At 65.2% G+C, this 25,276-nt stretch carries 29 protein-coding genes; 16 read left to right on the top strand and 13 right to left on the bottom strand.

Features of this window, described 5'->3' with window-relative positions; genetic code table 11:
* Positions 1-59: 59 nt before the first annotated feature.
* Positions 60-1,427, bottom strand: a complete 1,368-nt coding sequence (locus DFR48_RS04160) for an MATE family efflux transporter (protein WP_114361905.1) — start codon at positions 1,425-1,427, stop codon at positions 60-62.
* An 87-nt stretch (positions 1,428-1,514) separates the two neighbouring features.
* Positions 1,515-1,955 (bottom strand): glyoxalase superfamily protein, encoded by a 441-nt coding sequence (locus tag DFR48_RS04155; RefSeq protein WP_114361904.1) that lies wholly within the window; start codon positions 1,953-1,955, stop codon positions 1,515-1,517.
* 301 nt (positions 1,956-2,256) lie between these two features.
* On the opposite strand from DFR48_RS04155, the gene DFR48_RS04150 reads away from it, so the two are divergent.
* The gene (locus DFR48_RS04150) at positions 2,257-2,604 is read left to right on the top strand and encodes a hypothetical protein (RefSeq protein ID WP_114361903.1); all 348 of its coding nucleotides are present in this window, start codon (positions 2,257-2,259) and stop codon (positions 2,602-2,604) included.
* 78 nt (positions 2,605-2,682) lie between these two features.
* On the opposite strand, the gene DFR48_RS04145 is transcribed toward DFR48_RS04150, so the two are convergent.
* Positions 2,683-3,135 (bottom strand): baeRF12 domain-containing protein, encoded by a 453-nt coding sequence (locus tag DFR48_RS04145; protein ID WP_114361902.1) that lies wholly within the window; start codon positions 3,133-3,135, stop codon positions 2,683-2,685.
* A 325-nt stretch (positions 3,136-3,460) separates the two neighbouring features.
* On the opposite strand from DFR48_RS04145, the gene DFR48_RS04140 reads away from it, so the two are divergent.
* Entirely contained in the window at positions 3,461-3,844 is a 384-nt protein-coding gene (locus DFR48_RS04140) for a PilZ domain-containing protein (RefSeq protein WP_114361901.1), read from the top strand.
* A gap of 85 nt (positions 3,845-3,929) precedes the next feature.
* The gene (locus DFR48_RS04135) at positions 3,930-5,039 is read left to right on the top strand and encodes a pyridoxal phosphate-dependent aminotransferase (protein WP_114361900.1); all 1,110 of its coding nucleotides are present in this window, start codon (positions 3,930-3,932) and stop codon (positions 5,037-5,039) included.
* Between the two features lie 164 nt (positions 5,040-5,203).
* Here DFR48_RS04135 and DFR48_RS04130 read toward each other — a convergent pair whose 3' ends face one another.
* Positions 5,204-5,470, bottom strand: coding sequence for an SEL1-like repeat protein (locus DFR48_RS04130; protein ID WP_114361899.1), 267 nt, complete (start codon positions 5,468-5,470; stop codon positions 5,204-5,206).
* A 547-nt stretch (positions 5,471-6,017) separates the two neighbouring features.
* Between DFR48_RS04130 and DFR48_RS04125 the strand changes: the two genes are divergently transcribed.
* Entirely contained in the window at positions 6,018-6,353 is a 336-nt protein-coding gene (locus DFR48_RS04125) for a DUF2147 domain-containing protein (protein WP_114361898.1), read from the top strand.
* Positions 6,354-6,438: 85 nt separating this feature from the next.
* Here the strand turns inward: DFR48_RS04125 and DFR48_RS04120 are convergent, their stop codons facing one another.
* Positions 6,439-7,131 carry a glutathione S-transferase family protein gene (locus tag DFR48_RS04120; RefSeq protein WP_114362305.1) on the bottom strand — a complete coding sequence of 231 codons (693 nt, stop codon included), beginning with the start codon at positions 7,129-7,131 and terminating at the stop codon, positions 6,439-6,441.
* A gap of 269 nt (positions 7,132-7,400) precedes the next feature.
* Between DFR48_RS04120 and DFR48_RS21895 the strand changes: the two genes are divergently transcribed.
* Both DFR48_RS21895 and DFR48_RS04110 read left to right on the top strand, forming a co-directional pair.
* Positions 7,401-7,577, top strand: coding sequence for a hypothetical protein (locus DFR48_RS21895; protein WP_170141798.1), 177 nt, complete (start codon positions 7,401-7,403; stop codon positions 7,575-7,577).
* Positions 7,578-7,660: 83 nt separating this feature from the next.
* A complete protein-coding gene (locus DFR48_RS04110; protein WP_114361896.1) occupies positions 7,661-9,163 on the top strand; it encodes an AMP nucleosidase in 1,503 nt (500 codons plus the stop codon).
* A gap of 35 nt (positions 9,164-9,198) precedes the next feature.
* On the opposite strand, the gene DFR48_RS04105 is transcribed toward DFR48_RS04110, so the two are convergent.
* Entirely contained in the window at positions 9,199-10,173 is a 975-nt protein-coding gene (locus tag DFR48_RS04105; protein WP_114361895.1) for a lysylphosphatidylglycerol synthase domain-containing protein, read from the bottom strand.
* Positions 10,174-10,319: 146 nt separating this feature from the next.
* Here DFR48_RS04105 and DFR48_RS04100 point away from each other — a divergent pair, with 146 nt between their 5' ends.
* The 3 genes from DFR48_RS04100 (at position 10,320) to DFR48_RS04090 (ending at position 14,453) form a co-directional block, all read left to right on the top strand.
* Positions 10,320-11,813 (top strand): ArnT family glycosyltransferase, encoded by a 1,494-nt coding sequence (locus tag DFR48_RS04100; protein WP_170141797.1) that lies wholly within the window; start codon positions 10,320-10,322, stop codon positions 11,811-11,813.
* Positions 11,814-11,916: 103 nt separating this feature from the next.
* The gene (locus DFR48_RS04095) at positions 11,917-12,957 is read left to right on the top strand and encodes a glycosyltransferase family 2 protein (RefSeq protein ID WP_114362304.1); all 1,041 of its coding nucleotides are present in this window, start codon (positions 11,917-11,919) and stop codon (positions 12,955-12,957) included.
* Entirely contained in the window at positions 12,954-14,453 is a 1,500-nt protein-coding gene (locus DFR48_RS04090; RefSeq protein ID WP_114361893.1) for a glycosyltransferase family 39 protein, read from the top strand. Before DFR48_RS04095 ends, DFR48_RS04090 begins: the two co-directional genes overlap by 4 nt.
* Here the strand turns inward: DFR48_RS04090 and DFR48_RS04085 are convergent, their stop codons facing one another.
* Positions 14,454-14,924, bottom strand: coding sequence for an OsmC family protein (locus DFR48_RS04085; protein ID WP_114362303.1), 471 nt, complete (start codon positions 14,922-14,924; stop codon positions 14,454-14,456).
* 203 nt (positions 14,925-15,127) lie between these two features.
* Here DFR48_RS04085 and DFR48_RS04080 point away from each other — a divergent pair, with 203 nt between their 5' ends.
* Both DFR48_RS04080 and DFR48_RS04075 read left to right on the top strand, forming a co-directional pair.
* Positions 15,128-15,703 carry a PadR family transcriptional regulator gene (locus tag DFR48_RS04080; RefSeq protein ID WP_245415524.1) on the top strand — a complete coding sequence of 192 codons (576 nt, stop codon included), beginning with the start codon at positions 15,128-15,130 and terminating at the stop codon, positions 15,701-15,703.
* A 2-nt stretch (positions 15,704-15,705) separates the two neighbouring features.
* On the top strand, positions 15,706-15,993 hold the full coding sequence (locus tag DFR48_RS04075; protein ID WP_114361891.1) for a DUF2218 domain-containing protein: 288 nt from the start codon (positions 15,706-15,708) through the stop codon (positions 15,991-15,993).
* 103 nt (positions 15,994-16,096) lie between these two features.
* Here the strand turns inward: DFR48_RS04075 and DFR48_RS04070 are convergent, their stop codons facing one another.
* On the bottom strand, positions 16,097-17,464 hold the full coding sequence (locus DFR48_RS04070; protein WP_114361890.1) for an aspartate aminotransferase family protein: 1,368 nt from the start codon (positions 17,462-17,464) through the stop codon (positions 16,097-16,099).
* A gap of 207 nt (positions 17,465-17,671) precedes the next feature.
* On the opposite strand from DFR48_RS04070, the gene DFR48_RS04065 reads away from it, so the two are divergent.
* A complete protein-coding gene (locus tag DFR48_RS04065; protein ID WP_114361889.1) occupies positions 17,672-19,030 on the top strand; it encodes a glutamine synthetase family protein in 1,359 nt (452 codons plus the stop codon).
* Between the two features lie 164 nt (positions 19,031-19,194).
* Positions 19,195-19,857 carry an outer membrane protein gene (locus tag DFR48_RS04060; RefSeq protein ID WP_114361888.1) on the top strand — a complete coding sequence of 221 codons (663 nt, stop codon included), beginning with the start codon at positions 19,195-19,197 and terminating at the stop codon, positions 19,855-19,857.
* A 76-nt stretch (positions 19,858-19,933) separates the two neighbouring features.
* Here DFR48_RS04060 and DFR48_RS04055 read toward each other — a convergent pair whose 3' ends face one another.
* Together DFR48_RS04055 and DFR48_RS04050 are read right to left on the bottom strand one after the other, a co-directional pair.
* Positions 19,934-20,845 carry a diacylglycerol/lipid kinase family protein gene (locus DFR48_RS04055; protein WP_114361887.1) on the bottom strand — a complete coding sequence of 304 codons (912 nt, stop codon included), beginning with the start codon at positions 20,843-20,845 and terminating at the stop codon, positions 19,934-19,936.
* A 36-nt stretch (positions 20,846-20,881) separates the two neighbouring features.
* Positions 20,882-21,301, bottom strand: a complete 420-nt coding sequence (locus DFR48_RS04050; protein ID WP_245415523.1) for a hypothetical protein — start codon at positions 21,299-21,301, stop codon at positions 20,882-20,884.
* Positions 21,302-21,484: 183 nt separating this feature from the next.
* Between DFR48_RS04050 and DFR48_RS04045 the strand changes: the two genes are divergently transcribed.
* Positions 21,485-21,877: a GFA family protein gene (locus DFR48_RS04045; protein ID WP_114361885.1), complete on the top strand. Its 393-nt coding sequence runs from the start codon at positions 21,485-21,487 to the stop codon at positions 21,875-21,877.
* 13 nt (positions 21,878-21,890) lie between these two features.
* On the opposite strand, the gene DFR48_RS04040 is transcribed toward DFR48_RS04045, so the two are convergent.
* Positions 21,891-22,499: a L,D-transpeptidase gene (locus tag DFR48_RS04040; protein ID WP_114361884.1), complete on the bottom strand. Its 609-nt coding sequence runs from the start codon at positions 22,497-22,499 to the stop codon at positions 21,891-21,893.
* A gap of 94 nt (positions 22,500-22,593) precedes the next feature.
* On the bottom strand, positions 22,594-23,070 hold the full coding sequence (locus tag DFR48_RS04035; protein ID WP_114361883.1) for an Lrp/AsnC family transcriptional regulator: 477 nt from the start codon (positions 23,068-23,070) through the stop codon (positions 22,594-22,596).
* A 133-nt stretch (positions 23,071-23,203) separates the two neighbouring features.
* On the opposite strand from DFR48_RS04035, the gene DFR48_RS04030 reads away from it, so the two are divergent.
* The gene (locus tag DFR48_RS04030; RefSeq protein WP_114361882.1) at positions 23,204-24,109 is read left to right on the top strand and encodes a DMT family transporter; all 906 of its coding nucleotides are present in this window, start codon (positions 23,204-23,206) and stop codon (positions 24,107-24,109) included.
* 82 nt (positions 24,110-24,191) lie between these two features.
* Here DFR48_RS04030 and DFR48_RS04025 read toward each other — a convergent pair whose 3' ends face one another.
* The gene (locus DFR48_RS04025) at positions 24,192-24,677 is read right to left on the bottom strand and encodes an EF-hand domain-containing protein (protein ID WP_170141796.1); all 486 of its coding nucleotides are present in this window, start codon (positions 24,675-24,677) and stop codon (positions 24,192-24,194) included.
* Positions 24,678-24,902: 225 nt separating this feature from the next.
* Between DFR48_RS04025 and DFR48_RS04020 the strand changes: the two genes are divergently transcribed.
* Complete coding sequence (locus tag DFR48_RS04020; RefSeq protein WP_114361880.1) at positions 24,903-25,253, top strand: DUF2200 domain-containing protein; 351 nt, start codon at positions 24,903-24,905, stop codon at positions 25,251-25,253.
* The last annotated feature ends 23 nt before the right edge of the window (positions 25,254-25,276 follow it).

Below are 25,276 nucleotides of genomic sequence, written 5' to 3'. Positions count from 1 at the left end.
GCGAACCTTGCGGTGACTTCGCGCGCCGTGTCAATGCCTTACGCCGGGACCTCCGCCGCTCAGCGCGGCAGCAGGCCGTAAGGCAGGCCGCGGCGCCGGCCGTGCATCATCACCAGCGCCGTCAGCGCCAGCATGCCCGTCTCCGCAAAGAGCGCGACCCGCCAGATCCCCGCCTCGCCGAAGAAGAACGGCAGGAGGAAGGTGAGCGGAATCGAGAGCAGATAAGGCCGCGCCAATCCGAACAGCGCCGCCCGCCCAGCATCGCCGATCGCCTGGAAATAGGCGCCGAGCATCATCACCGGGCCGAACAGGACATAGACCGCGAGCATCCACGGGATGATCCGTACGAACTCGGCCGCCACCAGCGCATCGCCGGAAAACGCCCGGCCGATCGGCCCGGCCGCCAGCACGACGAACACCTCGACGGTGAGGCAGTAGAGGAAGGCCGAAACGACCGCGATAACAAGGCTCCCGGCGACCCGTGGACGCTCTCCGGCGCCGAAATTGTTGCCGCAGATCGTCTGGAAGGCGAGCCCCAGCCCCATCAGCGGCAGGTAGGCGAAGGAGAGGATGCGGGTCACGATGCCGTAGGCGGCCACCGTCTCGACGTAGTGCACCGTCTGCCACCGCGCGAGATTGACGATGATCGCCGCCGAGGCGAGCGAAATGCCGAGAAAGCCGAGACTTGCCGGCGCTCCGAGGGCGAGAATACCGCGCATGTCACCGAGGCTCGGCCGTCCGCTCTCCATCGCCTCGCCCGCCGCGTGACGCCTGCGCCATGTGAGGACGGCGGCGAGGCATGCCGCCTGCGCGGTGGCGGAACTCAGCGCCGAGCCCGCCGCTCCCAGACCGAGCACCGTGATCATCAGCCAGTTGAGGAGAATGTTGAGGAGCGCTGCGGCGACCGTGATGCGGGTCATGGTTGCGATCCTCCCCTCGCAACGCAGCCGGTCGATCTCGACGGCGAGGAACATGGCCACGGGCTGGGCCGCCACGGCGACCGCCATGAAGGCCTCGGCAAGCCTCGCCACCTCGCCGTCGCCACCGGCCGCGAGAGGGATGAGATCGCGGCCGACGGTCCAGTATAAGAGGTTGAGAAGGGCCGCTATCGCGAGTGCCAGCCGGCGAGCCGAGACGACAACAGAAAGGGCAACCGCCGCTTCTCCCGCACCGAGGCGCCGGGCGAGAATGCTCGCCATGCCGGAGGCGACGAGCGCCTGCAATGCCAGCATGGCCATCAGCGCGGGAAAGAGAAGCGTGACCGCGGAGAGTGCCGCAGCACCCACATAGGCGCCGAGGAACCAGGCATCGACGATCACGTAGAGCCCATTCAAAAGCATGATGGCCACGATCGGCGTGGCCGTGCGCAGGAAGAGCCGGGAAATGCTTCCGGCGAGATAGGGATTTCCAAAGGACTGAGATGTCATGACGAATCCTGACGACGGGCGCCGGACCGGCAATGAAGCCGTTCCGGACCGCGTCTTTGAACTTGATAAGGGTGGCACCGACCGGCGCTAAGCGTCGAGCACGATGTGCGGACGGCCGTTCGAGGTGCGCTGGGGAGAGACCCCTCGCCCGTCGATCGTGCCACTGACGCGCTGGCGAAACGCCGAGAAGCTGTCGAAGGTCACGATATCGACCGGTTCGTCGAAATGCAGCGTGATCGCGTGGTAGTCGCTGTTCGAGAGCTTGCGCATCGCAAGCACCTTGGCGCGGAAACGCTGGCCGAGATACTCGCCGGTCACGACCGCGCCGACGGTGGCCGGCGGCGCCGGTACGTTGTCGGTCCTGGCGGCGAGTGTGGACAGCGTGTTCCAGTCGCGCGCGCCGTGGCTCTTCGCGACGAGTTCGAGCGCGGCGCTGTGGGTGAGCGGCGTTCCCGCCGCGGACATCGCCTCGCGCAACCGGCGGGCCTGGGATTTCAGATCGTCAATGGTCAGATGGGCCATGCTCATGGCAGCCTCCTTCTTCCGTCGCACGCGTATCTTGAACAGGGGGCTCGCATTGCCCCATGACGCATGCACGTGATGGGCTTTCCATGAACGAGGGAGGACTTCACCAAAGGTTTTCACCCGCGAGCGGCCGGCGCCTCAACCGGCCCTTTTAATGGGGTGCCGGCGCCGGTCTGTCAAGGAGCGCCGCGGGGACGGACACGGGCGACCGCCCCGAAGCGGGAAAAATTGAGCGGCGGCGTTGAGAAAACGTCAGTAATCTTTCGCTAGATTGATGGCACGACGTCAATTCAGGGAGGGTGAAATGCCTCTGAGGATCGCACCGGACGCCAAAAGAGAGATTCCGCAGGACCAGGTCTACGAGAAATACTCGGTCGACCGGCCCGGCAAGATCATCTTCGTCGGCCGTCATCTGAGCACCAAGAACTCGCTGCGCTGCCTCGTCAGGACGATCTCGCTCTACGGCGCCGAGGTCGAGCTCAGCCCGCACGTGATGCTGCCCAACCACTTCTTCCTCGAAATCCTCGGCATTCACGACGAGATCGGCTGCACCTTCATCCGCCGTGAGGAAGAGAAGGTGACCGTCGGCTTCAACATGCTGATCGATCCGGAGTTCCTGCACCACGTGGTGCGGCTCTCGTTCGAGCTCTAGAAACGCCTGCGCCCGCAAACGAAAACGCCTCCGGCCGCAAGACCGGAGGCGTTCTTTTTCTTGTCTTCTCGCCCGCGGTTACGCAAGTGACGCGAGGTGCTTCTCGATCTCCGGAACCGTCTCCTTCACCATGTCCTTGGCCACCTCGGCGCGGATGACACCCTCCGGCAGCCCGTCCAGCGCGTCGCGCAGAACGCCGAGCGCCCTCGGCGGCGCGACAAGGATGAGCGCCGTGATCTCATGTGCCTCTACCAACTCGGAGACCTTTGCGGCGATGTCCTTCAGGAACTCCGTCTCGGCCTGGTCGTGCCAGTCGGTTTCCCCCATGCTGCTGCGCCTCGCTCCCGCCGAGGAGAAGGCGCGGCCCGGCTGGTCGACGCCGAGATCCCGGGTCGCCTCGACATGCTGGCCCATGTGATCGGCGACCGTCAGGTTGACGAGATCAGCGTCCCCGTCATTGCGCAGGAACAGCGCCTTGCCGCCGTCGCATACGACCACCCAGGCTTTCCGACCAATTACGATCCCGCTCATGTCTGCCTCCTTGGTTGCGGGGCCGTTCGCCCCTTTTCGTGATTGTAGGCATCTCGTCCGGCCTGTTCAAGCAAGCGCGAATATACCTGCCCCGGTATCGCCCTCCCGCACGCGGCGACAAGGGTGTCCGTTCTTTCGAAAGCTAGGCCAGTCGGAACCTCGCAACATTGATTGTGATCAAATTATAACGCTCTGTGCGACGTCCCGCACCCCGGAAACCCGGCAAAATGTCATTTCGCTAAAAAGCGATGGATTCCGTTGACGGCAAGACAACGGTTTTGCTGCAGCCTCGACAAAAGGCGCCATCTTTCGGGGGTTTGGGAACGTGAGCATGCTGCGCGCGACGCATCTGGCGAAGGTGCAATCGGAAATGTACGAACGGCGATGGGAACGCTTCTACGTGAAGCGCCCGGCCCGCATCGTCGCGGTGAACCGCGGCCTTTCCGGCATCACCATGCGTCACTGCGAGATCGTCGACATCTCGCAGGGCGGTGCAGGCATCCATGTCTCGACCACGATCGGCCTGCCGGAACACTATTACCTGCAGGTACCCGGGATTTCCGAGCGCATCGGCTGCGCCGAGGTCTACCGCAACGGCAGCCGGATCGGCGTGAGGTTCATCATGGCATTGCCGGAAAACATGCTGCACCGGATCGTGCGCGCCGATTTCATGATCGGCGAGAAAATGGAACGGGCACAGCGCCGGTGAACCGAAGGCCGGCAATCCGGCCTTGCGTCCGCCGCCGTTGTTTCTATTGTACCGGCGTTTCGCAACTCGCCGGGAAATTTGCCGAATGACCGCCTTCTCGCGCTTCACGCCGCTGATCAGCGCCCTGCCCTCCACCGTTCCCTTCGTCGGCCCGGAAGCCATCGAGCGCCAGCGCGGGCGGCCTGTGCTCGCCCGTATCGGCGCCAATGAAAGCGGCTTCGGCCCGGCGCCTTCGGTGCTTGCGGCCATCGCCGCCAGATCCGGAGAAATCTGGAAATACAACGATCCGGAAAACCACGCCCTGAAGGCGGCACTCGCCACCCATCTCGGCACGGCACCGGCAAACATCGCGGTCGGCGAAGGCGTCGACAGCCTGCTCGGGCTGATCGTGCGGCTCGTCATCGAGCCCGGAATGCCGGTCGTCACCTCGCTCGGCGGCTATCCGACCTTCAACTTCCACGTCAACGGCTTCGGCGGCCGGCTGGTCACCGTACCCTATGTCGACGACCGCGAGGATCTCGACGGCCTGTTCGCGGCGGTGAAGCGGGAGAACGCGCCGCTCGTCTATTTCGCCAATCCGGACAATCCGATGGGAAGCTGGTGGGATGCGGCGAGCATCACCGCCTTTGCCCGCGCGCTGCCGGAAACCACCCTGCTGGTGCTGGACGAAGCCTACTGCGAGACCGCGCCCGCCGGCTCCACGCCGCCGATCGCCGACCTCATCGACCTGCCGAACGTCATCCGCACCCGCACCTTCTCGAAGGCCTACGGGCTTGCCGGCGCCCGTGTCGGCTATGCGATCGGCACGCCCGGTACCGTTTCGGCCTTCGACAAGATCCGCAATCATTTCGGCATGGCGCGGCTGTCGACCGAAGCGGCGCTCGCTGCACTCGCCGACCAGACCTATCTCGCCGAGGTGCTCGGCCGCATCTCCGCCGCCCGCGATCGTATCAGCGCGATCGCGCGGGCGAACGGGCTCGATCCGCTGCCTTCGGCGACGAACTTCGTCGCGATCGACTGCGGCGGCGACGGCATCCGCTCGCGTGCCATCGTCGACGGGCTGATGGAGCACGGCGTCTTCATCCGCATGCCGGGCGTGGCGCCGCTCAACCGCTGTATCCGCGTCAGCGCGGGCCTTGCCGCCGACCTCGATCTCTTCGAGGAAAGCCTGCCGAAGGTGCTGAAAACGCTCTGAGCGGCCGAGGCTTTCCCGGAGAAACGAAAAGGGCCGCGCCGGCTTGCCGGTCGCGGCCCTTTCGTCATTCGGATTCCGTTTCCGAAACCCTCCCACGTACCCCCGTTTCCCCCAGGGTCGTGTCTCAGGTCCCCCGGCGGGCGCCGGGGGAGAATTGCTGCCGCTCAGTGCATCGTCATCCATTCGCGGGCTTCGCGAAGGGCCGTGGCGAGATCGGCCTTGCTCATCGACCGGGCAAGATCGGCCCTAAGCTCGGCGGCGCGGTCGCAGCCGCGGATCGCCGCGATGTTCAGCCACTTGTGGGCCGAGACGAGGTCAGGATCGCAACCGCGGCCCGTCGCATACATGAGCCCCATGTCGCAGAGCGCTTCGGGGCGCAGGTCGCCTGCCGCGAAGGTCGTTTCGGAAGTCTGCATGTCTGAGCGTGCCATCGGTTTTGTCCCTGTCTTGCCTGTCGTTTCTTTTCTTTCCCTGTTTTCCCCTTGCGGGGTTTCCGTCCGCCTCCCGGCCGTCTTTCTGCGGCGTTTTTCGGAGGCTTCCGGAGCGGCAGTTTCCCTGCTCGTTTGATGGCTCCACTATGCCACAGGGCCTTCAACGGGCGCTTAAAAGCCATGCTTAATTTGCTGAAAACAAAGTACAAATGCTTCGTAAAATTGGGTTTTCGTTAAGCATCGGAAGCTCTGGAAATTAAGGAATTCCGCGCGCCTTTAACCTTCCGTTCAGATTTTGCCGTCAACCGAACGCTAACCACGAAATCCATTGTCCTCAGCATCCTTGCCCGGCGAGACGCGGCAAGGACACCGCGCCGCCCCCCGAGATTTTGGGCGGAAAGGCCTATTTACCTTTACGTTTGCGTAAGATAATTTTTCACGTCGAGACGGCCCCGGTGTGGGCGAGGAAGGGTCGAGCGTCCTCTGTCCTCGCGAAAGCCGGGCCGTCCGCACTGCCTTGGGGCATCATTTCGGGAGGAAGATTCACATGCGGAAGATCATACTGGCGATGGCGATGGCGTTCGGAGCCGTTTCGGCTCAGGCCGCCGAGCCGATCGAAGGAAACTGGAAGACGGCAAGCGGCTCCACGGCGCAGATCGCGCCCTGCGGCGGCGCTTTCTGCGTCACGCTGAAGAGCGGCAAGTTCGCCGGCAAGCAGATCGGCAAGATGAGCGGCAACGGCGAGAGCTACAAGGGCGAGATCACCGATCCGGAAACGGACAAGACCTATTCGGGCTACGGCACCGTCTCCGGCAACGCGCTGAAGATGAAGGGCTGCGTGCTCTCGATCCTCTGCAAGAGCCAGACCTGGTCACGTCTCTGATCGTACCTGTCTGAGAACGAAAACGGCCCGGAGATCCTGCGATCCCCGGGCCTTTTCATGGGCGGCTCTGGCGAAAATGCGCCGCTCAGCGGGCCGTCTGGTTGAACAGCACCTTCTTCGCCTCTTCGTCGGTCGCGACGTTGCGGCGCTTCTCCTGGCCGACGGCAATGCCGCGTTCGACGGCGGGACGCGCCATCATCGTCTCGAACCAGCGCTTCAGGTTCGGGAAATCGTCGAGGTCCTGGCCCTGGTTCTTGTGGGGCACGACCCAGCCGATCGAGGCCATGTCGGCGATCGAGTAGTCACCGGCCAGAAACTCCCGGTCGGCGAGCCGCTTGTTCATCACACCGTAGAGGCGGTTCACCTCGTTGGTATAGCGGTTGATGCCGTATTCGATCTTCTCCGGTGCATACTGGCGGAAGTGGTGCGCCTGGCCGGCCATCGGACCCAGACCGCCGACCTGCCAGAACAGCCACTCTTCCACCTCGACGCGGGCGCGTTCCTCCGCCGGGTAGAACTTGCCGTATTTGCGGCCGAGATACTGCAGGATGGCACCCGACTCGAAGACCGAGATCGGCGCACCGCCCGGGCCATCGGGATCGATGATCGCCGGCATGCGGTTGTTCGGGGAAATCTTCAGGAAGTCGGGCGCGAACTGCTCGCCCTTGCCGATATCGACATAGCGGACCTCGTAAGGCACGCCGAGTTCCTCGAGCATGATGGAGATCTTCCAGCCGTTCGGTGTCGGCCAGTAATAGAGTTCGATCGGTGCGGCCATGAATGTTTCCTTTAAGAAGGTTTGCCGGATCGGCGCAAAGGGATTTCGGATCGTCTTGCCGGCCCTTGGCCGGTCGTGCATCGGGAATGCCTCCACAATTTGGGAAGGACATCGCCGCGGTCAAGGCCGGTACCTCCTCTTCCGCCTCACGTCCGCGTGACCGCCCCGCGGATGAACGGCCGATGAACCGCCGTCTCAGCAAGCGTTCAGACGCCGCGTGTCAAAACGGCATCATCGAAAACAAAAGCGCCTTCCCGAGGGAACCGATCATGTCCGCAACGCTCCTCCAGTCCGCTGCCTCCGGTCTCAGGATCGCGCTCTTCGCCGCCCTCCTCCTCGGCCCGCTGACGGCCTTCGGGTTCGCCAAGGCCGAGGGTCCGGTGATCGGCAAGGCCGGCGCCGGCTTCGTCCTCTTCGTCAGCCTGCAGCGGCAGTCGATGAGCTGAGGCCCGGCGGACGCAGGCCGCTCTTTCCACCGCCGGCGGCCTCACGTCGTTTGCTTGTCAGAAAGTCCACTCTATAATGGCGCATGAACAAGCGAATCTCGACACAGACACCCATCAACTTCATCAGTCCCGAGCCCTATGAGCCGCGGGTTTTCACCGAAGCGAAGCCGGCGGCCGACGCGCTGACGGCTCTCTACGAGCGCAACACCGCCTTCCTGATCGACGCCTTCGGCGGGATCGCCAAGGGCGCGCCGATCACCGGACGCTACCGCGCCTTCTATCCGCAGGTGGCGATCGAGACGACGAGTTTCGGCCATGCCGATTCCCGCCTCTCCTACGGCCATGTCACGTCGCCGGGCCTCTACACCACAACGGTGACCCAGCCGCACCTCTTCCGCCACTACCTCGAAGAGCAGATCTCGCTTCTCATCCGCAACCACCAGGTGCCGGTCCTCGTCTCGGAATCGTCGACACCGATCCCGCTGCACTTCGCCTTCGGCGAGGGCGCCCATGTCGAGGCGGCGGCGAGCGGCCTTGCCGACCTGTCGCTGCGCGACATCTTCGACACGCCGGACCTCACCACCACCGACGACGAGATCGCCAACGGCGAATACGAGCCGCAGCCGGGCGAACCGCACCCGCTGGCGCCCTTCACCGCGCAGCGCATCGACTATTCGCTCGCCCGGCTCTCGCACTACACGGCGACGCGTGCGGCGCATTTCCAGAACTTCGTGCTCTTCACCAACTACCAGTTCTACGTCGATGAGTTCTGCGCCTTCGCCCGCAACCTGATGGCCGAAGGCGGCGGCGGCTATACCTGCTTCGTCGAGCCCGGCAATATCGAGACGCCGGCCGGCCACAGTGAGCCCGAAACCGGGCTTGCACCGCCGCGCCTGCCGCAGATGCCGGCCTACCACCTGAAGAAGCCCGGTCACGCCGGCATCACCATGGTGAACATCGGCGTCGGCCCGTCGAACGCCAAGACGATCACCGACCACATCGCCGTGCTGCGCCCGCATGCCTGGCTGATGCTCGGCCACTGCGCGGGCCTCAGGAACAGCCAGCGGCTCGGCGACTACGTCCTCGCCCACGCCTATGTCCGCGAAGACCACGTGCTCGACGACGACCTGCCGGTCTGGGTGCCGATCCCGGCGCTCGCCGAAGTGCAGGTGGCCCTCGAGCAGGCGGTCGAGGAAATCACCGGTTACCAGGGTTTCGAGCTGAAGCGCATCATGCGCACCGGCACCGTCGCGACGATCGACAACCGCAACTGGGAACTGCGCGACCAGCGCGGGCCGGTCAAGCGCCTGTCGCAGTCGCGCGCGATCGCCCTCGACATGGAATCGGCGACGATCGCCGCCAACGGCTTCCGCTTCCGCGTGCCCTACGGGACGCTGCTCTGCGTCTCCGACAAGCCGCTGCACGGTGAGCTGAAGCTGCCGGGCATGGCGACGGCCTTCTACCGGACGCAGGTGAGCCAGCATCTCCAGATCGGCATCCGGGCATTGCAGAAGCTCGGCGCCATGCCGCCGGAAAGGCTGCATTCGCGCAAGCTCAGAAGCTTCTTCGAGACGGCCTTCCAGTAAGGGAACCGTCCCGGCCGGGCAGTCCTTGCCCGGCCTCAGCCGCCGCGGCGCAGACGGTCGAGCGTGGAGAGCGCCACGGAAAGCAGCGTCCCAAGAAGCGCCGAGATGATCAGGATGAGGTGCAGGTTGACGCTCGCGCGTCCGAGAATGTCCATCGCCGGCCTGGCGGTGGAGGCGCCGAGCGAGACGGCACCGGCGACGATGCCGGCGGGATAGGTGCCGACGCCGGCCGGCGCGTGGACGGGCAGCACCGAGGAGAGCTCACCACCGAGCGCGCCGCCGAAGGCCGCGGCGATCGGCCCGACGCCCATAAGCCCGAGCACCCAGGCCAGCACCAGAACCTTGACGCCCCAGTTGAGCACCGTCATGCCCCAGGCGCGCACGAGCCCCAGGGTCGAGGACGGCAGGCCGTCTTCCAGCCCTTCCGTGATGCGGAGCAGCTTGCCGGTCAGCCGGCGCTTCGCAAGTGCCAGGACCGGCGCCTTGAGCTGGTAGGCGAGAAGCGGCGACAGCAGGAAGGCGAGCCAGACGGCGCCCGCCAGCGCCCGGTTGCCGGAAGCTGCAACGAGGCCGAGCCCGCCGGCTGCCAGCAGCGCGTGAAGGTCGAGAAGCCGCATGACGAGCAGCGCCGAAGTCCCGTGCAGCAACGGCACGCCGAATTCCGAGCGCATCAGCAGCGGAAAGCTGGTCTCGCCGCTGCGGAAAGGCAGCATGATATTCAGGAGATTATGGACCTGCGCCACGTGGAAGAGCTCGACGAAGCGTCCCTTGGTCTCGGCAGGGAAATAGTCGTAGAGCCGGTAGGTCCGGGCGAAATAGGTGGAGACGAGGAGTGCGGAGGCAAGCACCGCCGGGCCGTAGCCGATCTCGTTCCACTGGCCGAGGATCTGCCGCCAGCCCCAGAGATACTGCACGAAGCCCAGATAGAAGAGCACGGCGGCAACCGCGACGATCGTCACGCGGTGGCGCGCAAGGGCCGACGGCGCTGCGGCTTTCTCGTCTGTCTGCATCGGCCAGGCACTTCCGGATTGCACTTGGAGACCCGTTCCTATAACAACCGCGCCAACAAACGCCAGAGTTTTCCGGAGCCCTGCACCCGCGCCCGGGCCGCCTCGCGCTACCGCCGCCCGGAAGACGCAATGACAAGGACATCCCGGTGCTCGCAACCCTGAGGCAGCGTCCCAATCTCGTCTTCGCGCTGCTTGCCGTCTATTTCGCGATCAATCTGGCTTTGCGGCTCCTGCTGCCGCGCTCGCTCGACCTCGACGAGGGCGAACAGCTCTTCCTCGCGCAATGGCTCGCCGCCGGCTACAATTCGCAGCCGCCGCTCTACAACTGGCTGCAATACGGGGTGGTCGCCCTCCTCGGCCCGACGCTCTTTTCGCTCGCCCTCCTCAAGAACCTGATGCTGTTCGCCTCCTACGTCTTCTTCGGGCTGGCAGCGAAGACAGTGCTTCGCAGCCGGGAGCTTGCGATCGTCGCCGTCCTCGAGCTCCTCACCATCCCGCAGGTGAGCTTCGAGGCGCAGCGGGATCTCAGCCACACCGTCGCCGTCATCTTTTCGACCAGCCTCTTTCTCTACGCGTTCCTGCGTACACTCACGACCGGCACCACCCTCTCCTACCTGCTGACCGGCTTCGCCGTCGGCCTCGGCGTGATCTCGAAATACAATTTCGTGCTGCTGCCGGCCGCCGCCGCCCTTGCCGTGCTGCCGGACCCCGCCTTCCGCCGCCGCCTCTTCGACTGGCGCATCCTTCTCGCGGGCCTCGTCGCGGTCGTCGTCTTCCTGCCGCACGGCCTCTGGTTCCTCGACCATGTCGGGGATGCGACCGGCCGCACACTCGGCAAGCTCACCTCGGAGGAAACGTCGGGTCGGGCCGAACAGATCCTGACCGGGCTCGTGTCGTTGCTTCTCGCCTTCATCGGCTTCTCGGCGCTGACCCTCCTTCCCTTCGCGCTCACCTTGCGCGAAGACCTGAAGGCGATCCTGCGCGCCCGCAGCGCGTGGACGCGGCTTTTCGCCCGCATCTTCCTGATCGCCGCCGCGGCACTGGTGCTGATGGTGCTTTTCGGCGCCACCAGCATCAAGGACCGCTGGCTGACGCCGCTCTACCTCGCGCTGCCGCTCTATCTCGCGCTGAAGGCCGAGGCCGCCGGAACCGACGTCTCCGCCGTCCTCCGCCGGTTCCTGCCGATCGCACTCGTTGTCATGGTGCTAGTGCCGGCGGTGCTGTTCCTGCGTATCCCCGTGCTCGGACTGATCGGCCGCTACGAGAAGATCAACGTGCCCTACGGCCCGGCGATCGAGCATATTCTTGCGGAAGCGCCGGCCGGTCCCGCTCTCGTCCTGACGTCGGACCTTCAGATGGCCGGCAATATTCGCCTGCACCGGCCGGACCTGCCCGTCTCCGTGCCGGGCCAGAATCCCGTCGATCCCGTGGTCGATCCCTCCCGCCCGGTGCTCGTCGTCTGGCGTACGCGCGACGGCCAGCCCGATCCGCGTCAGCCGGAGGTGCTCGCCTCGTGGATCGCCGGCAACGTGGCTTTCACGGTCGGCGAGACGGGCGAGGTCGCGGTGCCCTATCATTACGGTCGGACGGGCGACCTCTATCACGTTGCGTTTTCCTACCTGGTCCCGAAAGGACGTTAAGCGGCGAAAGCGCCGGATTTCATGAGCTTTTCACCATGTTGTTGCTTTTCCTCCCTATCGGGATAAGGCATTAAGGACTATCAGGCGCCGGGAAATGACCGCGATGAGCAGCCGAGGAGCAGAAGAATTGGACGGCCATACCGTATCCACCGACGCCCGTGAGGGCGCAGAGAACGCGCTCGAACTTTCGATCGTCGTACCCCTCTTCAACGAGGAGGAAAGCGTCGGTCCGCTGATCGAGCGCATCTGCACCGCGATGGCCGGCTTCGGCAAACCCTGGGACCTCGTGCTCGTCGACGACGGCAGTGCCGACGCCACCGTCCTGCGGGCGCGCCAGTCTCTCGACCGCGAGGGCCTCGACCTCAAGATCGTCGAACTGCAGCGCAATTTCGGCCAAACCGCCGCCATGCAGGCCGGCATCGACACCGCCACCGGACGCCTGATCGCCACCATGGACGGCGACCTGCAGAACGATCCGAAGGACATTCCCGGCATGGTCGCCGCGCTCGAAGAGCGCAAGCTCGACCTCCTCGTCGGCTGGCGCAAGAACCGCCAGGACGACCTGCTGATGCGCAAGATCCCGTCCTGGATCGCCAATTACCTGATCGGCCGCTTCACCGGCGTGAAGCTGCACGATTACGGATGCAGCCTGAAGATCTATCGCGGCGCCATCATCAAGCAGGTGCAGCTGATGGGCGAAATGCACCGCTTCATCCCGGCCTGGGTTGCCGGCGTCGTGCCCGGCTCGCGCATAGGCGAAATGCCGGTCACCCACCACGCCCGCCAGTACGGCGTCTCCAAGTACGGCATCTCCCGCACCTTCCGGGTGATCCTCGACCTGCTTTCGGTGATGTTCTTCATGCGCTACAAGGCGCGGCCGGGCCATTTCTTCGGTTCGCTCGGCCTCGGCATCGGTGCGGTTTCGAGCCTCATCCTCGCCTACCTCTTCATCGACAAGTTCATCTTCGGCAATGACATCGGCACCCGCCCGCTGCTGCTAATCGCCGTCATGCTCGTCCTGTCGTCGGTGCAGCTCATCACCACCGGCATCCTCGCTGAGATGCTGGCGCGCGCCTATTATCGCGGCGACGACACGCCGAACTACATCGTCCGGGAGGTCATCACGCGGGAGAGCGCGCAATGAGGGAAGCCGGCAGCGGCAGCCGCGCGCTCGGCGTCATACTCGTCGCGGTCGCCGGCTATTACCTGCTGGCGATCCTTCACCGCAGCACCTTGCCGCCATCGCTCGAAGTCGACGAATCCGAGCTCGTCTACATTTCGCAGTTCCTCGCGCTCGGCTACGGCCGCCAGCCGCCGCTCTACGACTGGCTGCAGCACGGCATGATCTCGGCCTTCGGGCTTTCGATCGCAGTGCTGAGCGTGCTGAAGAACCTGCTGCTCTTCCTCACCGCCTTCTTCTACGGGCTCGCGGCCCGCGAGGTGCTGCGCTCGGGCACGCTGCAGGCCGTCGCGGTCGTCGGAATCCTGACCTTTCCGTCGATCTTCCTGATGTCGCAGCGGGATCTCTCCCATACCGTCGCGGCGATCCTCGCCGCAGCACTCTTCCTGCACGCCTTCTTCCTGACGCTGAAGAGGCCGAGCCTCGGCACCTATCTCTATGCGGGCGTCGCAGTCGCGATGGGGCTGCTCTCCAAGTACAACTTCACGCTTCTGCCGCTCGCGGCGATCCTCGCCGTGCTGCCGGAGGCGGAGTACCGCAAGCGCATCCTCGACTGGCGCATGGCGGTCGCAATCGCTATCGCGGCCCTGCTCGTGCTGCCGCATGCCCTCTGGTTCCTGCAGAACCTCGATCTGGCGACCGGCGGTACCATGCGGGAGATGCGGGAGATCGAAGCCGGATCGAGGTTCCTGCGCGCGCTCATCGGGCTCGCTGCCCTCGCCTTCGCGCTGCTGCGGGGCATCGCCCCGCTCCTGCTGCTCTTCGGCCTCGTCTTCCGCCATGACCTCGGCGCGATCCTCCGCGCATCGAGCCCGTGGACGCGGATCGTCGGCCGGATGCTGCTGATCCTCTTCGCCATCCTGGCGGTGATCGTCGTGACGCTCGACGCCACGAGCATCCGCGAGAAGTGGCTGGTCCTCTATCTCCTGCCGCTGCCGCTCTATCTCGCGCTCAAGGCCGAGGCGGCAGGCGTCTCGCTCGACGGCCGGCTGAAGACCTTTGCCGTTCCCGTCTTCGCGGTTTCGGTCGCCACGCTCGCCTATCTCTTCCTCGGCCCGATGATCGGCCCGCGGATCGGCGCATACACGCGCTTCAACGCCCCGATCGGTCCCTTCTACGACGCAGTGGTCGACGAGCGGGGTGCGGCGCCTGCCCTCGTGATCGGCGGCGACAAGCAGATCGCCGGCAGCCTGCGCCTCAATGCGCCGGAAGCAGTGGTGGCAATGCCCCATGCACCGGTCGAGCTGCCGCCCAGTGCCTTTGAAAAGCGGCCGGCCCTCGTCGTCTGGCGGAGTCCCAAGGGCGACATGACGCCCGTGCCGCCGGTGCTCGTCGATCTGCTGACGAAGAGCGGACTTGTCGCCGGCGGCGAGGATCTGCGCCCGTCCTATCGCGCAGTGCCCTATCACTATGCCGCCGACGGCGACACGTTCGAGTTCGGCTACGCCTGGCTCGACTGATCACGCTTCCACGATCACCGGTTCGCAACGGACCGGGAAATTGACCGAATTGGCGATGAAGCACTTCTCGTGGGCGTCGTGGTGCAGGGATGCTGCGCGCTCGCGATCGCCGGCCGAGATCGTCACCCGCGGATGCAGCACGACCTGGGTGAAGCGGCCGCTGCCGTCCTCCTCCGTCACCATGAGCCCCTCCGCACGGTCCTCGTAGGCGGTGACGACGACGCCGTTCACCGCGCAGAGATGCAGGTACCACAGCTTGTGGCAGGCCGAGACCGAGGCGACCAGCAGGTCTTCCGGGTTCCAGCGCTCGGCGTCGCCGCGGAAGGCCGGATCGGCCGAGCCCGGTATGTCCGGCTTGGAGCGGGCAGAGATCACGTGGTCACGGCTATAGTCCCGGTAGCCGGAGGTGCCGGTGCCGCGATTGCCGATCCAGGTCACCGTCGCGCTGTACTCGTGATGTCTTCCGCTCATCTTTGCGATCCTCTCCAGCGTTGCCATCGCCCCGTCTCCGGTCGCGACTCTCTTCTTCGGCGCCGACAATAGGGCAAGCGCGACACACCTCAAAGGCAAGAACACGGTCTCGCGCCGTCCGACGAATTTTCGCTCCGCCTCTTGAAACGATCGATTTAAGATATATCTTAGATACAGTTCAATACATAGAAGGAACCCGAAACGTGAGACATTTCCACTGCGGCCGTGAGGAACACGGCCATCCCTTCTTCCAGGCCATGCGCCATGGCGGCTTCTTCGGCGGCCGCCCCGAGGGCGGCCCGCGCGGCCGCGGCGAACGCCGGCGGATGTTCGACGCCGGCGAACTGCGGCTCGTGCTTCTGAAGCTTATCGAGGAACAGCCGCGCCACGGCTACGACCTGATCCGCGAGATCGAGACGCTGTCTGGTGGCGCCTATGCGCCGAGCCCCGGCGTCGTCTATCCGACGCTCACCCTGCTGCTCGACATGGGTCTTTCCGAGGAACAGGCGAGCGAAGGCCCGCGCAAGCTGATGGGCATCACCGAGGCCGGCCGCCAGCACCTTACCGAACGGGCAGACGAGGTCGAAGTCGCCATGGCGCGGCTGACGGCGATCGCCCGCCTCTCCGAACGTACCGACGCCGCTCCGGTGCGCCGGGCCATGCACAACCTGCGCACAGCCCTGCAGGATCGGCTCTCTCAGGAGGGCGCGACGCGCGAGACGCAACTCGAGGTCGCCCGCATCCTCGACGAGGCCGCAGGCAAGATCGAAAGGCTCTGACCATGGCAAGATCCGTCGCTACGGTGCCGACCGAGAACGGCTGGAAATACCTGCAGCAGCTCTGCAAGCACTGGAGCCACAAGCTCGATGTCGAACTCGGCGAGAAGAGCGGAACGGTGCGCTTTGCGGAAGCAACCGCGACGATGAGCGCAGACGAGGTCGGGCTGACCGTCGTGATCGAGGCCGTCTCCGACGAAGTGCTGGAACGGATGAAGGGCGTGGTCGCGAGCCATCTCGACCGCTTCGCCTTCCGCGAGGCGCCGCTCCCGTTCGAGTGGCGAGCGGTCTGAGACGGCCCCTCATCCGGCTGCCGCCCGGTGAAGGCCAAACAGGCGAAGACACGAAAGGCCGGTTTGCACCGGCCTTTCGCATGCAAGAGGCTATGCCCGAACCTTATTCCGGACGGTTGTCCTTCAGCCAGTCCAGCGCGTTGCGCAGCGTCTCGACCGTCTGGTCGACTTCGGAACGAGAGATAACGAGCGGCGGCGAAGCGAGCATCCGGTCGCCGGTCGCCCGCAGGATCACGCCGTTCGCCACGCACTGGTTGCGCACCAGGGTACCGATGTCGTCCGGCTTCTCGAAGCGGCGGCGCGTCGCCTTGTCGGCGGCAATCTGCACCGCACCCATTAGCCCGACATTCACCGCCTCTCCCACCATCTCGTGGTCGGCAAGGCTCCGCCAGGCCTCGGTGAAATAGGGGCCGATGTCGTCGCGCACCCGCTCGACCAGCCCCTCCTCCTCGATGATGCGGATGTTTTCGAGCGCCGCGGCGGCGCAGACCGGATGACCGGAATAGGTGTAGCCGTGGTAGAAATCACCGAGTTCGCCGATCATCACGTCGGCCACGCGATCACTGACGATCACCCCGCCGATCGGCAGGTAGCCGGAGGAGAGCCCCTTGGCGACCGGCGCCAGATCCGGCTCGTAGCCGTAGTGCTGGTGGCCGAACCAGGAGCCGAGCCGCCCGAAGCCGCAGATCACCTCGTCGGAGACGAGCAGGATGTTGCGCGCCTTGCAGATGCGGGAAATCTCCGGCCAGTAAGTCTCCGGCGGGACGATGACGCCGCCCGCCCCCTGGATCGGCTCGGCGACGAAGGCGGCGACATTCTCCTCGCCGAGTTCGTCGATCTTCGCTTCCAGTTCACGCGCGACCTTCAGGCCGAACTCCTCGGGCGATAGATCGCCGCCCTCGGCATACCAGTAGGGCTGGCCGATGTGATGGATGCCGGGGATCGGCAGGTTGCCCTGCTCGTGCATCCACTGCATGCCGCCGAGCGAGGCGCCGGCGACGGTGGAGCCGTGATAGGCGTTCTTCCGCGCGATCACCTGCGTCTTGGTTTCATGGCCGAGCACCTTCCAGTAGACGCGCGCCATGCGGAACCAGGTATCGGAGGCTTCCGACCCGGAATTGGTGAAGAAGACGCGGTTGAGCGTCGGCCCGGCATGGCTCGCGATCTTCTGGGCGAGCAGCGTGGTCGGCGGCGTCGTCGTCCCGAAGAACGTATTGTAATAGGGAAGCTCCTGCATCTGGCGATAGGCGGCTTCGGCGATCTCGTTGCGGCCGTAGCCGACATTGACGCACCAGAGGCCGGCGAAGGCGTCCAGATACTTCTTGCCGTTCTGGTCCCAGATGTTGACGCCCTCCGCCCGGTGGATGATGCGCGTGCCGTCCGCATTGAGCTTCTTCATGTCGGAGAAGGGATGCAGATGGTGGGCGGCGTCGATGGCGCCGAGATTGGAATGGGCGATGGGCTTGTTCATGGCGACAATCCTGTTTGCAGGCCGCAAGACCGAATACGGGCAGACCCTGCGGCCTGCCCGGCATACGTCTCGCTGCCTTGCCTGATTGAAAGGCGGAACGTTATCGGCTACGAAGATGACCTTCCGGAATGCGTTTGGCAAGGGCGTCGATTTGCCAGCCTCCCCGCCCCCGATCATCCCTTCAGCCGAACCGGCGAGAGCTTTTTCATGACGAATGTTTCCCAGGCCGCCCTCCACCCCGCAGCCGATCCCTCCGCCCGCATCGAAGTCCTGCTCGTCGGCATGAACGGCGACCTGCGCGGCAAGATGATCCCGCTCGGCGCCGAGGAGAAGGTCTGGAAGAACACCGTCCGCCTGCCCGCCTCCACCCAGTCGCTCGACATCTGGGGTGACGACAACGACGACATCACCAGGATCTCGCTGACGCTCGGCGACCCGGACGGCATCCTCTTCGCCGACCGGAAATCGCTGACCACGCTGCCTTGGGGACCTACCGGCTCCAAGCAGGTCCTCGCCACAATGCACACGCTGGATGGCGACCCGCATTTCATCTGCCCGCGCGCCATCCTCGCCAATGTCCTGAAACGTTTCGAGGAACGCGGCCTGACGCCGGTCATGGCGACCGAACTGGAATTCTACGTCGTCGAGCCTGACTTCCGCGAAACCGGCAAGCCCATGCCACCAAAGGCTCTGGTGATGGACGGCGAGGTCGAGGGTTTCCAGCTTTACGACATGCGGGCAACCGCCGCGATGGAGGACTTCCTCACGACGGTGCGCCGCTACTGTGACGATATGGGCCTGCCGGCCGACGCGACGACCGCCGAGTTCGGCCCCGGCCAGTTCGAGGTCAATCTCCTGCACAAGGCGGATGCCATGGCCGCCGCCGACGACTGCATCTATCTGAAGCGCGTCGTCGATTTCGCCGCCCGCCGCCACGGCCTCAAGGCCACCTGCATGGCCAAGCCCTATGGCGACCAGGCGGGTTCCGGCCTGCACGTCCATGCGAGCATCATCGACAAGGACGGCCGCAACATCCTCGACGCCAAGGGCGGCGATCCGGTCAAGCTCAAGTCGATCACCGCCGGCATGTTGAAGACCATGCAGGACGCGCAGCTGATCTTCGCGCCGTTTGCCAATTCCTACCGCCGCTTCCAGCCGGGCTCGTTCGCCCCCGACAAGGTCGACTGGGGTTTCGGCAACCGCGGCACGGCGATCCGCATTCCCGACAAGGACGGTCCCGCCGCCCGCGTCGAGCATCGCGTCGCCGGCGCCGACGCCAACCCGCATCTCCTGCTCGCCGCGATCCTCGGCGGCATCCTGCTCGGTCTCGACGAAAACCTCGATCCCGGCCCGGTCACCACGCCCGACAGCGCGCCGGAAAACCCGGACATGCTGACCCATGATTTCCTGACCGCGGTCGACCGGTTCCGCAACTCGTCCTTCATCGCCGACGTCTTCGGCGCCGAATACCAGCGGATCTACGGCGACACCAAACGCAAGGAAGCGATCACTTATCTGCGGACCGTCTCGAGCTTCGACTACCAGACCTATCTGCCGCGGATCTGAGCCGGCAATCACGCTTGCCGCGGCAGAAAACCGACGGACGTCAAACGCCCGCGGCAGAATGTGGCGCTTCGGCATCTCGACGGCGAATAGCAAGGAGGAGGATTGTCCGACTATGCTCCCCGATATAGACATAGCTATATTCGTTCGGTGAGAGGAATCGTTTGATGAGCAAGAACTTTGCCTGGGCATTCCTGTTTGCTGCCATGATGACACCGGCGGCTGCCGCGGACATGTCAGCGTCTCTGGAAGCTCCCGTCTCGAGCGACTGGTCCGGCTTCTACCTCGGCGCACATGCCGGCGGCGGCAAGTCGGTCGTCGACTGGACCTTCACCGGCATCGGAACCACGGCGGATCACGAAGGCGACGGCGCTTTCGGCGGTGTACAGGCCGGCTACAACTTCCAGTCCGGCAACTGGGTCTTCGGCGCCGAAGCGGATATATCCGTCTCCGGCATCAAGGGCGACACCGCCTGCCCGAACCCGACCTATACCTGCTCCAGCGATGCCAAGTGGCTTTCCACGGTGCGCGGCCGCGTCGGCTACAGCTTCGACAACCTGCTGATCTACGGCACCGGCGGTCTCGGCCTCGGCCGCTTCGAGATGAGCACCGACGACGGAGCGGGCGACAACGGCAGCGATAGCCGCACCGAGGCTGGCTGGGTAGCCGGCGCCGGTGTCGAATATGCTATTTCGCCGCGCTGGTCGGTCAAGGCGGAATACATGTATTACGACTTCGGCAGCGCCCGGTACGCGGTCTACCCGACACAGGATTCGGACATCAGTCAGCGCTTCCACACCGGCAAGATCGGCGTGAACTTCAAGTTCTGACAGACGCGACGTCGGGTGCGAGACATATGGAGCCGCCTTTCGGGGGCGGCTCTTTTCGTATGTGGCGCTTCTTGTCTCACGCGCCGGCCGCGGCTGCCGGCGCCAGCACCAGGAGTTCGCCCGGATGGATCCGCACCTCCAGCCGATCCGGCATGCGCACCAGCTCGCCGTCCACCACACAACGTGCCCCGCGCGGATGCCTCGGAAAATGCAGGCGTATCGTCTCGGCGGTCGCTGCGGTGACGGCAGCATTCTCCTTCATGCGGCCGCGGACGATGTAGAATGCGAGCTTCGCCACGCCCCAGGGTTCGAGAGCGTCGGTGAGATAGACGCCGAGCCTGCCGCCGGTCAGTTCGTCGGCGAAGAAGAGCGGCCTATCTCCGAAGGGATTGTTGGAGATCGAGATCGCCGAGACGATGCGGCGCTCGCTACGGCCGTCGTGGTCGATGTCGAAGACGACCTCGAAGCGCGGCGGCTTCAGCATGACGCCGAGTGCGGCCCGTGCACTCGCCGCGATCTTGCCGAGGCGCGAGGCATAGGTCTTCGCGTCGCGCATCCGGACCATGCGAGCGTGGAGGCCGGCGGAGAACTGGTGCACGAAGGGCCGGCCGTTGACCGAGGCGATGTCGACGGCGCGGACCGGGCTTGCCGCCAGGGTCTCCAGTGCGCCACGAAGATCGAGCGGGATGTGCAGCGACCGCGCGAAGAGGTTCATCGTGCCGGCGGGCACCACGCCGAGCGGCAGACCCGCCTTCCAGGCGACCCCGGCGGCCGCCGAGATGGTGCCGTCGCCGCCGCCGGCAATCAGCGCGTCGGCATCGCGCACCGCCGCCGCGAGAACCGGCAGAATCTCGCTCCCGCGCACGACGAAGCACTCGAGCTCATGCCCCCGGACCGAAAAGATCTCGGTCGCCATCGCACAGACCTGCGCCATATCCGCGGTCCTGAAGGTCCCGCCGTCGCGGTTGAAGATGGCCTTGATCCGCATGGCCTCCGCTCCTCGAGAGCCCCGTTTCCGAACGTTTCATTCCTCCGACGATGCGAGACAGGGATCGAGCATGATCCGCCGCGCGCCGTACCGGGCGTAGCCGCCGGCAAAGAGGACGGTGTCGCCGACATGCCGCCCTTCCTTGCCGTAGGTGACGCACATCACCTGCACGTCCTTCTCCTCACACATCACCAGATAGGCAAGCGTGCCGTCCCATTGTACCGCCGCCAGCCGGCCGGTGATCGTCAGCGTGATCCGATCGTCGGTTGCCGGCGCATGAACGATCCAGCGCTTTACGGTCTCGCAGGTCGCCGGGCGGTCGGCATAACCCTCGCCCATCCTGAACGGCCCTTCGGGATCGATCAACGACTCCGCCAACGGTGTCGAAGGTGTTCCGACGAAGAGCGACATGGCGACGGCGAGTCTTGCCGGCGCCTTGTGGTACGATGGAAACACGAAGCCCTGCCTCCCGGTTTGGTTGGATTGTTCAGACTACCGCCCCCGATTCGCGCCTTTTTGAGGCCGGCCGCGAAATGGCACGTCAGGCTGCGGAAAGTGACCTGGGCGCAGCGGCAAATTGCAGGGGCGGCACCGGACGTTGTAGATAACTCGCTCAACCGAAATAGAGGAGATGCGGGCATGGATCATGTCACCGGCGGTTGCCTCTGCGGCAACGTCCGATTTGCGGCGTCGGGACGCCCCTACAGGGTCGGCCTCTGCCATTGTCTCGACTGCCGCAAGCACCACGGGGCGCTGTTCCACGCCTCGGCGATATTCCCCGAAGATGCGGTGAGGATCGAAGGCGAGACCCGCGACTATGCCGGGCGGTTCTTCTGTCCGCGCTGCGGCTCGCCGGTCTTCGGGCGCAGCGGCGACGAGATCGAGGTGAACCTCGGCTCGCTCGACGCACCCGACCAGTTCAAGCCGACCTACGAGCTCTGGACCATCCGGCGCGAGTCCTGGCTGCCGCCCTTCCCGCTCGAAAAGCGATACGAACGGGATCGCGACGCCACGAGCCGCTTCGAGGAATAGGCCGAAAGAAAGCTCAGGCCTGCAGGACGAGCACCCGCGCGCCGACCTTGACGCGGTTATAGAGATCGATGACGTCGTGGTTCATCATGCGGATGCAGCCGCTCGACATCGCCTGCCCGATCGACCAGGGCTGGGTTGTCCCGTGGATGCGGAACATGGTGTCGCCGCCGCCGCGGTAGAGGTAGAGCGCGCGGGCGCCGAGCGGGCTCGACAGGCCGCCGGAAACGCCGCCGGCATAGCGGCGGTTGCGCGGATCGCGGGCGATCATCTTGCCGGTCGGCGTCCAGCCCGGCCACTCCGCCTTGCGGCCGATATAGGCGTGGCCGGCGAGCGCATAGCCGTTGCGTCCGACGCCGACGCCGTAGCGGATCGCGCGGCCCTCGCCCAGCACGTAGTAGAGGCGGCGTGCCGGCGTATCGACGACGATGGTGCCGGCCGGCTCTCTGGTCGCATAGGCGACCTCCTGGCGGCGCAGCTCCGGCTTGAACTTTTCGAGCGGTATCCGCTTGATCGGGTAGGGTTCGTCGGCGATCGGGCCGTAATTGGCATAGTCGGCATTGGTCGTGCAGCCGGCAAGCAGCAGCGGCAGGCCGGCCAGGAATCCGCGGCGAGAGATCGGCATGATCCATTCCCCAAGTTGCGCTCGTATGAGCAACAACTTAAGGAATTTATGGTTAACGGAGATTTAATGTCGGTCCCGCGCAGCGGATGCGCGTTTACGGCTGCGGCGGCGGAAGCTTCAGCGGGCCGCCCGTCTTCACCGAACGGATTGCGAAGTTCGAGCGGATGTCGGTCACGCCCGGCAGATCGAGCAGGGTCTCGGTGAGCAGCGTCTCATAAGCCGCGAGATCGGCGACCACCACCTCGGCGAGGAAGTCCGCCTCACCCGAGATCAGGTGGCAGGAGGTGACCTCGGGCACGGCGAGCAGCGCCTCCTGCAGGCGCTCCGAACTCGCACGGTTGTGCTGGCCGATCTTGATCTCCACGAAGACCGTCAGACCGAGCCCGACCTTGGCGCGATCGACCTCCGCCCGATAGCCGCGGATAACGCCGTCCTTTTCGAGATTGCGGATGCGCCTCAGACACGGCGTGGGGGAAAGATTGATCCGTTCGGCGATGTCGACATTGCTCGCTCGTGCGTCCTCCTGCAGGACCGACAGGATGCGCAGATCAAATGCGTCGAGGTTTGGCATATTCGCTAAGCCTTTACCGTCTTCGTGGCGGAAAATGCCAAGCCCTATGTCGCAAGTGGCCGCAAATGGCAAGGACATGCCACGCCTCAGCCCCTAGTATATCAGCGGCTACCAAAATCGAGGGGGGAAGGCCATGGTCCATGCGAGCCTGCAGGAGGCAGCCGTGCCGTCGAAAGCTTCAGGATACGCCGCAGCGCTCGTCACCGTGGTCATCTGGGCGGTGTGGGTGATCGCCACCCGTCACGGACGGCAGGGCGCAATCGGCGCTACGGAGCTCGGCCTGATCCGTTTCGGTGTTCCGGCGCTCGTGCTCGCACCCGTCTGGCTGCGGACCGGGCTCATGCCCCGTGGCGTGTCGCCGTTCGTGCTCTTCCTGATGGTCTGCGGCTCGGGAGCGCCATTCTTCCATCTCGCCGCCTTCGCGCTGCGCTTCGCGCCGGCCTCGGCCGCCGGCGTGCTGCTCGTCGGCGCCATGCCGCTCGCAACCGCGCTGATCGGCATCGTCCTTTTCCGCGAACGGCCGGACCGGCTGAGGCTCGCCGGCCTCGGCGCCATCCTGCTCGGCATCGCGCTCCTTCTTGCAGGCCTGCTCGAGACGCAGCACATCGCCTGGCAGGGCTATCTGCTGCTGCCGGTCGCCGCGACCTTCTGGGCGGTCTACACCCACGCCTTCCGGCGTTCGGGGCTCGGAGCGCTCGAAGGCAGCGCGCTGATCGCCGTCTGGTCCCTGTTGATCCACATCGGCCTTGTGCTGACCGTCGGTGTCGATTTCAACGGCATCGGGCTCGAAGCTCTCGGAATCCAGGTGGTGGCGCAGGGCCTGCTTTCCGGCCTTGCCGCCACCGTCGCCTACGGCGCGGCGGTGCGCATTCTCGGCAGCACGCCTGCCGCGGCCTTCGCCGCGCTCGTGCCGGTGATGGCGGCCTTCGGCGGCGCACTCCTTCTCGGAGAGGCGATCGGACCGGTCGACATCGCCGCCGCACTGGTCACCGGCATCGGCGTGGCGCTCTCGACCGGTATCCTCTCACGGAAGAGCTGAGACCGGACGAGAAAAGCCCGGCCGTCCTGCGACGACCGGGCCTTGGGTGACGGGTGGCGGATGGTGCCGCCCACGGCGAACCTCAGTTCCACTGCTGGCTGCGCCACTCCCACGGAGTCACGGAACCGTCCTTGTCGGCATCGGCCGCTGCGAAGTGGGCCTTGGCGCCCGCGATGAACTCGGCCTGGCTGACGGTCCCGTTCTTGTCGGCGTCGAGCGTGCCGAAGCGGTCCGCCTTCTGCTTTTCGCGCGCTTCCTGGCGGGCCTTGTTCCAGCCGTCCTGCGGCCCCATCCGGACGGTCATGTATTCTTCCATGGTCAGTTCGCCGTTGTCGTCGGCGTCCATGGCGGCGAAGACCTCCTCGGCAGCGGAAGCGGCCTCCTCGGCGCTGATGACGCCGTTGTCGTCGGTATCGATGATCGGGAAGCGTCCCCGGCCGGGATTGTTCATCATCATGCCGCCGCCGCCCCAGCCCATGCCGCGACCGGGCATGGGCTGTGCTTCAGCGCTGACGAAAAAGGCTGACGTCAAGGCGAGTGCGAGGGCCGAAGCCAAGATGCGTTTCATGATCAACCTCCTGTCGACATCTGTCGACGCGTGACTTGTTGCGAGCCGCCGGCATTCGTTTGCCATCGCGGTGACCGCTACAGTAGTCCATCGACACATACTGAAGTTGATATGCATCAATATGGAGAAATGGTAATGAATATCCCGCGGTGGTCAGCCCAGGACTTGCCGCTGTTCCTGCGCCGCCTATCTTCGAGAGGGTGGGTGAAGGAACGGGGAGGAAGAATGACGACACATCGCATCTACTCGACGAGCTTCGCGAGCGTCTATCCCCTCTACGTCGCGAAGGCGGAAAGGAAGGGGCGAACGAAAGCAGAGGTCGATGAGATCATCGGCTGGCTGACCGGCTACAGCGCCGGGGCGCTCGCCGATCATCTGGCGAAAAATACCAGTTTTCAGGATTTCCTGGCTGCGGCGCCGCGGATGAATCCCGCCCGCTCCTCGATCACCGGCGTCGTCTGCGGCGTCCGCGTGGAAGACATCCACGACCCGACCATGCGGGACATCCGCTATCTCGACAAGCTGGTCGACGAGCTCGCCAGGGGCAAGCCGATGGCGAAGATCCTGCGCAGCTAAGGCCTATTGAAAAGGGCCTGTCC

It is taken from the genome of Ciceribacter lividus, assembly GCF_003337715.1.
In the GTDB taxonomy this organism is placed as follows: Bacteria; Pseudomonadota; Alphaproteobacteria; order Rhizobiales; family Rhizobiaceae; genus Allorhizobium; species Allorhizobium lividum.
The sequence above is the reverse complement of the archived record's forward strand: the minus strand, read 5'-3'. Positions and strand labels throughout refer to the sequence as shown.

What these genes read in the sequence shown, in the direction of transcription:
- DFR48_RS04030 (WP_114361882.1), top strand. Translation starts at nt 23,204, where the DNA reads ATGGTCCATGCGAGCCTGCAGGAGGCAGCCGTGCCGTCGAAAGCTTCA.
- DFR48_RS04065 (WP_114361889.1), top strand. Translation starts at nt 17,672, where the DNA reads ATGACGAATGTTTCCCAGGCCGCCCTCCACCCCGCAGCCGATCCCTCC.
- DFR48_RS21895 (WP_170141798.1), top strand. Translation starts at nt 7,401, where the DNA reads ATGTCCGCAACGCTCCTCCAGTCCGCTGCCTCCGGTCTCAGGATCGCG.
- DFR48_RS04020 (WP_114361880.1), top strand. Translation starts at nt 24,903, where the DNA reads ATGACGACACATCGCATCTACTCGACGAGCTTCGCGAGCGTCTATCCC.
- DFR48_RS04035 (WP_114361883.1), bottom strand. Translation starts at nt 23,070, where the DNA reads ATGCCAAACCTCGACGCATTTGATCTGCGCATCCTGTCGGTCCTGCAG.
- DFR48_RS04025 (WP_170141796.1), bottom strand. Translation starts at nt 24,677, where the DNA reads ATGAAACGCATCTTGGCTTCGGCCCTCGCACTCGCCTTGACGTCAGCC.
- DFR48_RS04055 (WP_114361887.1), bottom strand. Translation starts at nt 20,845, where the DNA reads ATGCGGATCAAGGCCATCTTCAACCGCGACGGCGGGACCTTCAGGACC.
- DFR48_RS04045 (WP_114361885.1), top strand. Translation starts at nt 21,485, where the DNA reads ATGGATCATGTCACCGGCGGTTGCCTCTGCGGCAACGTCCGATTTGCG.
- DFR48_RS04160 (WP_114361905.1), bottom strand. Translation starts at nt 1,427, where the DNA reads ATGACATCTCAGTCCTTTGGAAATCCCTATCTCGCCGGAAGCATTTCC.
- DFR48_RS04040 (WP_114361884.1), bottom strand. Translation starts at nt 22,499, where the DNA reads ATGCCGATCTCTCGCCGCGGATTCCTGGCCGGCCTGCCGCTGCTGCTT.
- DFR48_RS04150 (WP_114361903.1), top strand. Translation starts at nt 2,257, where the DNA reads ATGCCTCTGAGGATCGCACCGGACGCCAAAAGAGAGATTCCGCAGGAC.
- DFR48_RS04145 (WP_114361902.1), bottom strand. Translation starts at nt 3,135, where the DNA reads ATGAGCGGGATCGTAATTGGTCGGAAAGCCTGGGTGGTCGTATGCGAC.
- DFR48_RS04120 (WP_114362305.1), bottom strand. Translation starts at nt 7,131, where the DNA reads ATGGCCGCACCGATCGAACTCTATTACTGGCCGACACCGAACGGCTGG.
- DFR48_RS04060 (WP_114361888.1), top strand. Translation starts at nt 19,195, where the DNA reads ATGAGCAAGAACTTTGCCTGGGCATTCCTGTTTGCTGCCATGATGACA.
- DFR48_RS04095 (WP_114362304.1), top strand. Translation starts at nt 11,917, where the DNA reads ATGAGCAGCCGAGGAGCAGAAGAATTGGACGGCCATACCGTATCCACC.
- DFR48_RS04125 (WP_114361898.1), top strand. Translation starts at nt 6,018, where the DNA reads ATGCGGAAGATCATACTGGCGATGGCGATGGCGTTCGGAGCCGTTTCG.
- DFR48_RS04070 (WP_114361890.1), bottom strand. Translation starts at nt 17,464, where the DNA reads ATGAACAAGCCCATCGCCCATTCCAATCTCGGCGCCATCGACGCCGCC.
- DFR48_RS04155 (WP_114361904.1), bottom strand. Translation starts at nt 1,955, where the DNA reads ATGAGCATGGCCCATCTGACCATTGACGATCTGAAATCCCAGGCCCGC.
- DFR48_RS04085 (WP_114362303.1), bottom strand. Translation starts at nt 14,924, where the DNA reads ATGAGCGGAAGACATCACGAGTACAGCGCGACGGTGACCTGGATCGGC.
- DFR48_RS04105 (WP_114361895.1), bottom strand. Translation starts at nt 10,173, where the DNA reads ATGCAGACAGACGAGAAAGCCGCAGCGCCGTCGGCCCTTGCGCGCCAC.
- DFR48_RS04110 (WP_114361896.1), top strand. Translation starts at nt 7,661, where the DNA reads ATGAACAAGCGAATCTCGACACAGACACCCATCAACTTCATCAGTCCC.
- DFR48_RS04090 (WP_114361893.1), top strand. Translation starts at nt 12,954, where the DNA reads ATGAGGGAAGCCGGCAGCGGCAGCCGCGCGCTCGGCGTCATACTCGTC.
- DFR48_RS04075 (WP_114361891.1), top strand. Translation starts at nt 15,706, where the DNA reads ATGGCAAGATCCGTCGCTACGGTGCCGACCGAGAACGGCTGGAAATAC.
- DFR48_RS04130 (WP_114361899.1), bottom strand. Translation starts at nt 5,470, where the DNA reads ATGGCACGCTCAGACATGCAGACTTCCGAAACGACCTTCGCGGCAGGC.
- DFR48_RS04135 (WP_114361900.1), top strand. Translation starts at nt 3,930, where the DNA reads ATGACCGCCTTCTCGCGCTTCACGCCGCTGATCAGCGCCCTGCCCTCC.